Genomic DNA, 9,801 nt, shown 5'->3' on the forward strand with positions numbered 1-9,801 from the left:
CACGTCCTGCGGCACACCACCGCGATGCGGCTGCTGCACGCCGGGGTCGACACCAGCGTGATCGCACTCTGGCTTGGGCACGTCAGCGTCGACACCACGCAGATCTACCTGCACGCCGACATGACCCTCAAGGAGAAAGCACTCGCCCGAACCAGCCCACCCCACGGGCAAGACAGCCGATACCGGCCGCCGGACAGCCTCCTCGCCTGGCTCGAAGCGCTCTGATTATGCCGACCTGGCCAGCGCCGAGCCCGCGCCCCGCAACGGGTCCACCGGCATCATCGGCATAACTAGGACATCGGCATAATGGATGATGCAGGTCTGGACGGTGGCCTGCTCCCAGACTGCGGTGATCGCGTCCGGGAGGCCTTTGAGCCCGTCGCAGACGGCGATGCAGACGTCCTCCACGCCGCGGTTCTTGATCTCGGTCAGGACCCCGAGCCAGAACTTGGCCCCCTCCCCGCCGTCCCCGGCCCAGATCCCGAGGATGTCGCGTTCGCCGTTCACGGTCACGCCCAGGACCACGTAGAAGGGCTTGTTGCGCACCTGCCCGTCGCGGACCTTGACGTGGATCGCGTCGATGAACACCACCGGGTAGACGCGGTCCAGCGGCCGGTTGGACCACTCGGCCATCTCCTCGCAGACCTTCTCGGTGATCCTCGAGATGGTGTCCTTGGAGACCGCGGCGCCGTAGACCTCCTCGAAGTGCGCGGCGATCTCGCCCGTGGTCAGGCCCCGGGCGGTCAGGGACAGCACGATCTCGTCGATCCCGTCCAGGCGGCGTTTTCGCTTCTTGACGATCTGCGGCTCGAACGTGCCCTCCCGGTCGCGGGGAACCTCGATCTCCACCGGCCCGACCTCGGTGAGCACGGTCTTCGAGCGGGTCCCGTTGCGCACGTTCGTGCCCTCCGCGGACCCGTGCCTCTCGTGGCCGAGGTGCTCGGTGATCTCGGCTTCGAGCGCGGTCTCCAGCACGCTCTTGGTCAGCCCGGCCAGCAGGCCGCCCGGGCCCACCAGGCTCACGCCCTGCTCGCGCGCCTGCTCCAGCAGTGACTCCGCGAGCTCCTTCTGATCGATGATCTCTCCCGTCACGGGATCGATCATCTCGGCGGTCTCGGTCATTGCCCTTCCTTTCGGTCAGGCCACGCCGTTCACACCGTTTTTCTTACAGTCCCTGACTCCGGGGTGTCTTCGGGGTGCCTTCCAACCCTTCGAGGCAGAGGTGGAGTGGATTGACTTAATCGAACACAGTTTCGAAAATAGGAGACATGTCCCTGCCCTTGAGCTCAGCGTCTGCCGCCTCCGCGGCTGACCAATTGCGCGAGCTCCAGGAGCGCATCCATCTGTTGCAGGGACGCCGGAACAAGGAAGGGGCGTATCCGCTCCTCCCCTGTTTTTCGCCGCTCCTGCCCTCTGGCCTCCGGGCAGGCTCGGCCTATTCGGTCGAAGCACCGCTCTCGGTCGCCATGGCTCTGCTCGCCGGAGCGTCCGCGGAGGGCGAATGGTGCGGTGTCGCTGGCGTACCCGAATTCGGGGCGGAGGCAGCGGCAGGATTCGGCATCTCGCTCGAACGGCTGGTCCTGGTCCCCGACCTTGGGGACCGTTGGCTTGTCACACTGTCCGCCCTTGCCGACGTCCTGCCCCTCGTGCTGCTTCGCGCTCCGGCCCGGGCTAGCAGCGGCGATGCCTCGCGCCTCGCCTCCCGATTGCGTGAACGCGGGTGCACGCTGATCGTGCTGGGGCCGTGGCCACAGAGTGAGGGAGTCATCCGTGCCGAGGCTGCGCGGTGGGATGGGCTGGGCGAGGGACACGGGCACCTGCGCAGCCACCCCACCCAGCTGGCGTACTCCCATCGCGGAAGGCAACGGACCACCGTCGTCGATCTTGCATCGGTGCGCGCCGGGACAGGAAGAGCAGCGCGATGAACGCGGCACCTGGCGTTCCTCGGGCACTCGTCCTGTGGTTCCCGGATTGGCCGCTCGTCGCGGCCCAACTCGCGGGCGAGCTTCCAGACAGGGTGCCCGCCGCGATCATGGAAAAGGGGCTCGTCGCGGTGTGCTCCGGTGAGGCGAGGCAGGCCGGCGTCGTCCGTGGTCTGCGCCTGCGGGAAGCCCAATCGCGGTGCCCGGACCTCGTGGCGCTCCCCGCTGACGCAGCGCGGGATGCGCGGGAATTCGAGGCAGTACTGGCCGCCGTCGAAGCCAGTCTGCCCGGCGTCCACGCGTTCAGGCCGGGCTTATGTGCCCTCCGCGCCCGCGGAGCAGCCCGCTACTACGGACGGGAAGAGGATGCGGGCGGAGCCGCTCTCGAAGCCGCGGCGCGGCTGGGGCTCGAAGCACGGGCGGGCTTTGCCGACTCCGTCTTCGCAGCCGAGCAGGCCGCCAGAAGTGCCGGCGAACTCGCGCCTCTCAGAATCGTGGCGCCTGGCGAGTCCGCGGCTTTCCTCTCACCACTGCCGATCGCAGCCCTCCGCGATCCGAAACTCGCCTCGCTCTTGCTGCGCCTCGGAATCCGAACGCTCGGCGATTTTGCCGCACTGCCGCTCGCGGATGTCCGTTCGCGCTTTGGCCCGGAGGGCCTCCTGGCCCACGCATGGGCGCGCGGCGAGGACCCCCGTCCAGTGGTGCCGCGAGTACCGCCGACGCCCCTCGAACGCGTGGTCGACTTTGAGCCCGGGCTGGACCGGGTTGATCAGATCGCCTTCGCGCTCCGTCCCTTGGCGGAGGACTTCGTTGAAGGGCTTCGGCGCGAGGGGCTCGCCTGCACGGAGCTGCGTGTCCAGATCACCGATGATGCGGGGCACCGCACCGAGCGCTGTTGGGGGCACCCGCGGCACTTCAGCGTGGGCGACGTTATCGACCGCGTGCGCTGGCAGCTCCAAGCGGCGGATGTCGGCACTCCCTCCGGAAATTGGCGTACTACGGGCGAGGCACTCGCGGCCCCTGTTGTGCTGCTCCGGCTCCTTCCCGAGCGGACCGATCAGCTCGGGCTTCGAGGACAGGCTCTCTTCGGGGGCGTCGACGAGCGGCTGGACCACGGCCTCCGCCGACTGCAGAGCATGCTCGGCCACGACTCCGTCCTGCATCCAGTCGAAGCCGGTGGCAGGCTCCTGGCAGAGCGGTGCCTCATGCTCCCCTGGGGCGAGGAGCCGCCGTCGGGCGTTGCTGCCGCCGCCCAGCGGCCCTGGCCGGGGGCGATACCGGCGCCCCTGCCCGCCACGGTCTTCCCGGAGCCGGTGCGCGTGGAGCTCCTGGACGCCGCGGCAGACCCGGTCCTCGTGGACGCCCGCGGCCACACGTCGACGCCGGCCTGGTTCAAGCCTGCACTCGGCAAGGACCGCCGCGCCGTTCAGGGCTGGGCTGGTCCCTGGCCCATCCTCCAGCGCTGGTGGGACCCGGCGCAGGCCCTGCGCGCCGACCGCTTCCAGATCCTGGATGACGACGGCGACGCCTGGCTCCTGCTCGGCGCCTCCGGGAGCTGGTGGGCCGAGGCCCGCTACGACTAGGACCCGAAGCGAGTAGGACCCGGAGCGAGTAGAAGAGGGCCGAATGGGCTTCAACAATCCAGCGATGCCGTGGCAGCAGATCCACGACATTCTCGAAGGCAAGAAGGTCTCGCTCCCGCGAACCGGCGACGGGCGCAAGCCCCTCGAGCACGACGGCGGCGACAGCCCCGCCTGGAGCCGCAAGCGGGGCCCGTACATCCCTTTGCCGGAGCTAGCGCACGCGGCTTCCGTCCCCTACGCCGAGCTGCACGTTCATTCCCATTACAGCTTCCTCGACGGCGCGTCATCGCCGGAGGAGCTCGTCGAGGAAGCCGTACGGCTCGGCCTCCACGCCCTGGCGATCACGGACCACAACGGCTTCTACGGTGTGGTCCGCCTGGCCGAGGCCGCCGAGGCCTACGGACTGAAGACGGTCTTCGGCGCCGAACTCTCGCTCGGGCTGTCCGCTCCACAGAACGGGGTGCCGGATCCCGAGGGCGAGCATCTTCTGGTCCTGGCCCGGGGCGAGGCGGGCTATCACCGTCTGGCGAGCGTCATCACGGACGCCCAGCTGGCGGGCGGGGCTGAAAAGGGACGCCCTGTCTACGAACTCGATCGCGTTGCCGATCGACTCCGCGGCCACTGTCTGGTTCTGACCGGCTGCCGGAAGGGAGCGGTGCGGCGCGCCCTCGCGGGAACCGGTGCGGAGGTCGACGAGGAGGCGGCCGCGGAGGAAGTGCAGCGTCTGGTGACGCTCTTCGGTCGGGAAGGCGTCGCCGTCGAGCTCTTCGATCATGGAAACCCTCTCGATAGCGCCCACAATGATGCCCTAGCCGGCATCGCGGAACGCCTCGAGCTGCCGTGCGTGGCCACGAACGCCGTCCACTACGCGGAGCCGTCGCGCCACCCGCTTGCCACGGCGATCGCCGCCGTTCGCGCCCGCCGCAGCCTCGACGAAGCCGATGGCTGGCTCCCAGCCACGGATGCGGCTCACCTCCGCAGCGGCGCCGAGATGGCTCAACGTTTGGGCCGCTATCCCAACGCCATCGAGAACACGGTGCGGTTGGCCGACGAGCTCGCGTTCTCCCTCCGAGCGGCTCGGCCGCACCTCCCGAAGCAAGAGGTCCCGGAGGGGCACACGCCCATGAGCCATCTGCGCGAACTGGTGGAGCGCGGAATCGAGGACCGCTACGGGACGCCAGGACCAGGTTGGCGCGGGCCAGCCTCCCCTGAGGCGGTGCGCGAGCGCGTCGAACAGGAGCTCGACGTCATCGAGAGGAAGGACTTTCCGGGCTACTTCCTCATCGTCTATGAGATCGTGCAGTTCGCAAGGAGCCGGGGCATCCTGTGCCAAGGTCGGGGTTCGGCGGCCAACTCCGCCGTCTGCTACCTCCTTGGCGTCACCGCCGTGGACAGCATCGCGTACAAGCTGCCGTTCGAGCGTTTCCTCTCGAGCCTCCGCGAGGAGGAGCCAGACATCGATGTCGACTTCGATTCGGACCGCCGCGAAGAGGTCATCCAGCACGTCTATGCGAAATACGGCCGGACGAACGCGGCACAGGTCGCGAACGTCGTGAGCTACAGGCCTAAGAATGCCGTGCGGGATGTCGCGAAAGCCCTCGGCTACAGCCAGGGGCAGCAGGACGCGTGGTCCAAGCGACTCGAGCGCTGGGACGCACTCTCGGCGGCCTCTCGCTCGGAGAGCGAGAACACAGCCGACGACGACGGCATCCCGAGTCGCGTCCTGGCCCTCGCCGAGGAGCTCCTGGGCGCCCCGCGACACCTCGGGATCCACTCGGGCGGAATGGTGCTCACCGAGAGGCCGGTTGGCGAGGTGGTGCCGATTGAGCACGCGCGGATGGAGGACCGGACAGTGCTCCAATGGGACAAGGACGACTGCGAGTGGATGGGACTCGTCAAGTTCGACCTCCTCGGCCTCGGGATGCTCGCAGCGCTCCAGTATTGCTTTGACCTCATCGACGAGCATTTCGGCGAGCGCTGGCGGATCGAGGACATCCCCAAGGAGGAGCCGGCCGTCTACGACATGCTGTGCCGCGCGGATTCGGTGGGAGTGTTCCAGGTCGAATCGCGGGCCCAGATGAGCACCCTGCCCCGGCTGCGTCCCCGATGCTTCTACGACCTCGTCGTGGAAATCGCGCTCATCCGGCCCGGCCCCATCCAGGGTGGCGCGGTGCATCCGTACATTCGGCGCCGTTCAGGAGAAGAGGACGTCACCTATCCCCATCCGCTGCTCAAGCCGGTGCTGGAGCGGACGCTGGGTGTGCCCCTATTCCAGGAGCAGCTCATGCAGATGGCCATGGCGATTGGCGGCTGCACTGCGGAGGACGCGGATCTGCTGCGCCGCGCGATGGGGTCGAAGCGCGGCGTCGAACGGATCGGGAGCCTGCACGACAAGCTCTTCGCGGGGATGGCCGCGAACGGCCTGACTCCCGAGGAGTCCCAAGCGATTTACACGCAGATCGCGGCCTTCGCCGACTTCGGCTTTGCGGAGTCCCACTCGATCAGCTTCGCCGTCCTGGTCTACGCGAGCTCGTGGCTCAAGCTGCACTATCCGGGGGCCTTTCTCGCCTCGCTCCTGCGAGCCCAGCCCATGGGCTTCTACTCGCCACAGACTCTGGTTGCGGACGCGCGGCGGCATGGGGTGACGGTGCTCCGGCCCTGCATCCTCCGATCCCTGGCTGACGCGAGCCTGGAGACAGCGGACATCGACGGGCACAGCCCCGCGCGCGGAGGCCTGGATTCGTGCCTCGAATTCCGACAGCCCGAGCCAGGCCGATTCGACCAGAAGGCTCCCGATATGAGCAGTGTCCATCGGCGGGACGCCTCGCACGCTGTGCGGCTGGGGCTCTCGAGCGTCACTGGCATCGGCAAGGACCTCGCGGAGCGCATCGTCGCCGAGCGGGAGGCCAACGACCCGTACGTGGACCTCGCGGAGCTCTCACGCCGGGTCGGGCTTTCCTCCGAACAGCTTGAGGCCCTTGCCTCGGCCGGTGCGTTCGAGGTCCTCAGCCTGACCCGTCGCGAAGCTCTGTGGCGCGCAGGCGCCGCCGCGCTCGAAAGGCCCGGCCAGCTGCCGGGCAGCCAGCCCTTCGTCCAGCCCCCGCTGCTTCCGGAGCTGAGCCCCGAGGAGTCCGTGGCGAGCGACCTGTGGGCCACCGGAATCGCCACCGACGACCATCCCCTGCGGCACGTCCGCCCTGGGCTGGACGCCCGCGGGGTCCTGCGGATCGACCAGCTCAGGACCGCGGAGGAGGGCACGCGCGTGGAAGCGGCGGGCGTCGTCACCCATCGCCAGCGCCCCGGGACGGCTCAGGGCATCACGTTCATGAACCTCGAGGACGAGACCGGCATCCTCAACGTGGTGTGCAGCGTCGGCGTCTGGACCCGGTATCGGCGGGTGGCGCAGGGCGCGAACGCCATGGTGATCCGGGGCCTCCTCGAGCGGTCGAAGGAAGGGGTCACGAATCTCGTGGCGGACCGGCTGGAGAACCTTCCCCTGTCTGCCAAGACCACGTCCCGCAATTTCCGCTGAAACGGGTTCGGGGTCCTCGGCCTACCCCCGCGCCTGCCAGAGGCCCAGCACGTTGCCCTCGGGGTCTTGGAAGTACGCCGCGAAGCCCATTTCCCCCACAGGGGACTTCGGCGAGACCGTCTTGCCGCCGAGCGATTCGATCTTGTCCAGGGCTGCGTCGATGTCTGCGACGTCGACGGTAATGACCGGGCCCTTGGGGAGCTGATCGTTCCGGACGTACATGCCGCCGTTGATGCTCCCCGCATCGGTCGGCTCGCCGCGCTCGTTCGATGGTGTGGTGCCGACCATCGTGTAATCCATGTCGGGAACCGGCATCATGTTCCACCCGAACGCCTCGGAATAGAACGTGCTCGCGCGGGACGAATCGTCGGCAGGGATCTCGAAATGCACAACTTTTCCTGACATAGCGCGATTGTCGCCACGCCTCCGAGCCGCGTCAACGCTCCGAGCAGCCCGGTAGCCTCGCACTGTCGGCTGCCCGTGACATGATGCTCCGGTGACTCTCGCGGCCCCGCTCCCCCGAACCGCAGGCTCCGATCGCCCCGGAAGCACTGCCGACGCGGAGGCTGCATGGGAGGCCCCCGAGGGCTATTCGCTCGCCACCACCTGCTTCCCCCTCCAGCGCGGCGACGGCGATCCGACTTTCGCACCGCACCCCGGGGGACTCTGGACGGCCTTTCGGACCGACGAGGGGCCCGTGTCGCTGCTCCTCACCCACACCCGACGCGAGCTGCGGGCTCGCGCGTGGGGTGAGGGGGCGCCGTCGGCCGTTGCCTCGGCACCGGCCCTGCTGGGGCTCACCGACTCTTGGGAGGCGTTCGACGCCGGGCCCTTCCACGCGTCGCTCCCGCACCTCGTGCGGGAGGCCCGACGGCGGCATCCCGGCCTCTGCCTGCCCGCCACCGGCCGCGTTGTGGAGGCGCTCGTGCCGACGATCCTCGAGCAGAAGGTCACCACCCTCGAGGCGCGGCGCGCGTACCGCTATCTGCTCCGGCGCTTCGGCTCCCCCGCTCCCACTGCGGGGCGGGTGGCCCCAGCGGGCCTCGTCATCGCGCCGACGGCTGCGGAATGGCTGCGGATTCCCTCGTGGGAATGGCACCGGGCCGGGGTTGGGCCGCAGCGTTCGGACACGGTGATGCGTGCCCTGCGCTCGGCATCGGGCCTCGAGCGCCTCGCCTCCAAGCCCGCGGCTGAGGCGGGGGCCGCGCTGCAGTCGATTCCGGGAATCGGAATCTGGACGGCGGCGGAGGTCACCCAGCGCACCCACGCCGACCCGGATGCCATCTCGGTGGGCGACTTCCACCTCGCCAAGTTCGTTGGCTTCGCCCTCACAGGCGAACGCACGGACGACGACGGAATGCTCCGCCTCCTCGAGCCGTGGCGGGGGAACCGACAGCGGATCGTGCGGCTGCTGTATCTCTCAGGCGTGCGGGCGCCCCGCTTCGGGGCGCGCATGACCATCCAGGACCACCGGGGCCACTGATGCCTCTTGCCATCATCGGCGCCGCACTGTTCGTCCTCGGCCTCGCCGCGGTGGCCGCCGGCCTGCTGCCGTGGTCAGCCCTCGGCGCCCTCGCCGACCGTGTGGTCCCGATCCTCGGGTTCGTCGCGGCTATCACCGTGGTCACGGAGCTGCTCAACGCGTCCGGGCTGTTCGAGTGGATCGCCTGGCACTTCCGACGGTGGGGACGCGGGAGTGCTCTGGCCCTCTGGATCCTGGTGGCGGCGCTGTCCTTCGGCGCGACGGTGTTCCTCTCCCTCGACACGACGGCGGTCCTGCTCACCCCGATCGTGGTGGTGCTCGCCAGACGCTGCGGCCTGCCGCCACTCCCGTTCGCGCTCACGACGGTGTGGCTGGCCAACACCGGGTCCTTGCTCCTGCCCGTCTCGAACCTCACGAACCTGCTCGCGCTCCACGCGCTCGGCAACATCTCCCCAGCCGAGTTCGCTCTGCGGATGGCCCTGCCCGCGCTATGGTGCGCGCTAATTCCAGCCCTCGCGGTCATCGTGCTGTTCCGAAAAGGGCTCACCGGTCGCTACACCGTGGACCTCGGCACGGCGCACATGGACGCAGCCGATCCAGTCCTGCTGCGCCTCGGAACCGTGGTTCTGGCGCTCCTGCTTCCCGCGCTCGTCTCGGGGGTCGCCGTCTGGATTCCGGCCACGGCGGCAGCCGTCGTGCTGGTGGCAGGCTTCGCCGTCCGCCGGCGTTCAGCCCTCAAATGGGCCCTCGTGCCGTGGCAGCTCATCCTCTTCGCGGGCGGGCTGTTCATCGTGATGGAGGCGCTCCAGGGTCTTGGGGCGAGGGAGCTCGCGGCCTGGGCACTCGGCTCGGGCGAAGGAAGCTCGGGCCAAGGGCCGCTTGACCTGGTGCGGGTGGCGGCGGTCGGAGCGGTGGGGGCGAATCTGGTCGACAACCTGCCGGCCTATCTCGCCTTCGAGGCCGCGGCCGGCAGCCCGGCCCGTCTCGCCGCGCTTCTGGTCGGCGTCAACGCTGGGCCCCTCATCACGCCGTGGGCCTCGCTCGCCACGCTCATCTGGCATGAACAGCTGCGCCGACTTGGCGTGCAGATCTCCTGGTGGGGATACGCTGCGGCCGGCACGGTGCTCGTGCCGCTGCTCATCGTTCCGGCAGCGCTTCTCGCCGGCGTGCCGTAGCCGACCCGCCCCTGCAAATAGCAACGGCGCCGCGCCCGTGTAGGGGCGCGGCGCCGGTTGCGTCGGGCGGTGTCAGTTCTCGCCGCGGGGGGGCCCCGCCACCCCC

Annotated in this window: 7 protein-coding genes and 1 pseudogene; 6 read left to right on the plus strand and 2 right to left on the minus strand. The window is 69.2% G+C overall.

Annotated elements, in window-relative coordinates; all coding sequences use genetic code 11:
* Nucleotides 1-225, plus strand: a 225-nt coding sequence (locus ACTHL9_RS16650) for a tyrosine-type recombinase/integrase (RefSeq protein WP_440520393.1), incomplete at its 5' end; no start/stop codon positions are given.
* An 81-nt stretch (nt 226-306) separates the two neighbouring features.
* Here the strand turns inward: ACTHL9_RS16650 and ACTHL9_RS16655 are convergent.
* Nucleotides 307-1,104 (minus strand): annotated as a pseudogene (locus ACTHL9_RS16655) (IS256 family transposase); the annotation flags it as partial.
* A 164-nt stretch (nt 1,105-1,268) separates the two neighbouring features.
* Here ACTHL9_RS16655 and ACTHL9_RS16660 point away from each other — a divergent pair.
* The 3 genes from ACTHL9_RS16660 to ACTHL9_RS16670 are packed head-to-tail and all read left to right on the plus strand — an operon-like array spanning nt 1,269 to nt 7,037.
* Nucleotides 1,269-1,925: a hypothetical protein gene (locus ACTHL9_RS16660; RefSeq protein ID WP_440520394.1), complete on the plus strand. Its 657-nt coding sequence runs from the start codon at nt 1,269-1,271 to the stop codon at nt 1,923-1,925.
* Nucleotides 1,922-3,505 (plus strand): DNA polymerase Y family protein, encoded by a 1,584-nt coding sequence (locus ACTHL9_RS16665; protein WP_440520395.1) that lies wholly within the window; start codon nt 1,922-1,924, stop codon nt 3,503-3,505. Before ACTHL9_RS16660 ends, ACTHL9_RS16665 begins: the two co-directional genes overlap by 4 nt.
* Before the next feature lie 43 nt (nt 3,506-3,548).
* Nucleotides 3,549-7,037, plus strand: a complete 3,489-nt coding sequence (locus ACTHL9_RS16670; RefSeq protein WP_440520396.1) for an error-prone DNA polymerase — start codon at nt 3,549-3,551, stop codon at nt 7,035-7,037.
* A gap of 21 nt (nt 7,038-7,058) precedes the next feature.
* Here ACTHL9_RS16670 and ACTHL9_RS16675 read toward each other — a convergent pair whose 3' ends face one another.
* Nucleotides 7,059-7,442: a VOC family protein gene (locus ACTHL9_RS16675; protein ID WP_440520397.1), complete on the minus strand. Its 384-nt coding sequence runs from the start codon at nt 7,440-7,442 to the stop codon at nt 7,059-7,061.
* Nucleotides 7,443-7,533: 91 nt separating this feature from the next.
* Between ACTHL9_RS16675 and ACTHL9_RS16680 the strand changes: the two genes are divergently transcribed.
* Together ACTHL9_RS16680 and ACTHL9_RS16685 are read left to right on the plus strand one after the other, a co-directional pair.
* Nucleotides 7,534-8,520, plus strand: a complete 987-nt coding sequence (locus ACTHL9_RS16680; protein ID WP_440520398.1) for a DNA-3-methyladenine glycosylase family protein — start codon at nt 7,534-7,536, stop codon at nt 8,518-8,520.
* Nucleotides 8,520-9,695 (plus strand): SLC13 family permease, encoded by a 1,176-nt coding sequence (locus tag ACTHL9_RS16685; protein ID WP_440520399.1) that lies wholly within the window; start codon nt 8,520-8,522, stop codon nt 9,693-9,695. Before ACTHL9_RS16680 ends, ACTHL9_RS16685 begins: the two co-directional genes overlap by 1 nt.
* Nucleotides 9,696-9,801: the final 106 nt, after the last annotated feature.

Origin of the sequence: Sinomonas sp., assembly GCF_051955515.1 — a bacterium.
Taxonomy (GTDB): Bacteria; Actinomycetota; Actinomycetes; order Actinomycetales; family Micrococcaceae; genus Sinomonas.

Coding starts and splice junctions, on each gene's coding strand:
- ACTHL9_RS16665 (WP_440520395.1), top strand. CDS start 1,922: ATGAACGCGGCACCTGGCGTTCCTCGGGCACTCGTCCTGTGGTTCCCG.
- ACTHL9_RS16675 (WP_440520397.1), bottom strand. CDS start 7,442: ATGTCAGGAAAAGTTGTGCATTTCGAGATCCCTGCCGACGATTCGTCC.
- ACTHL9_RS16670 (WP_440520396.1), top strand. CDS start 3,549: ATGGGCTTCAACAATCCAGCGATGCCGTGGCAGCAGATCCACGACATT.
- ACTHL9_RS16660 (WP_440520394.1), top strand. CDS start 1,269: ATGTCCCTGCCCTTGAGCTCAGCGTCTGCCGCCTCCGCGGCTGACCAA.
- ACTHL9_RS16685 (WP_440520399.1), top strand. CDS start 8,520: ATGCCTCTTGCCATCATCGGCGCCGCACTGTTCGTCCTCGGCCTCGCC.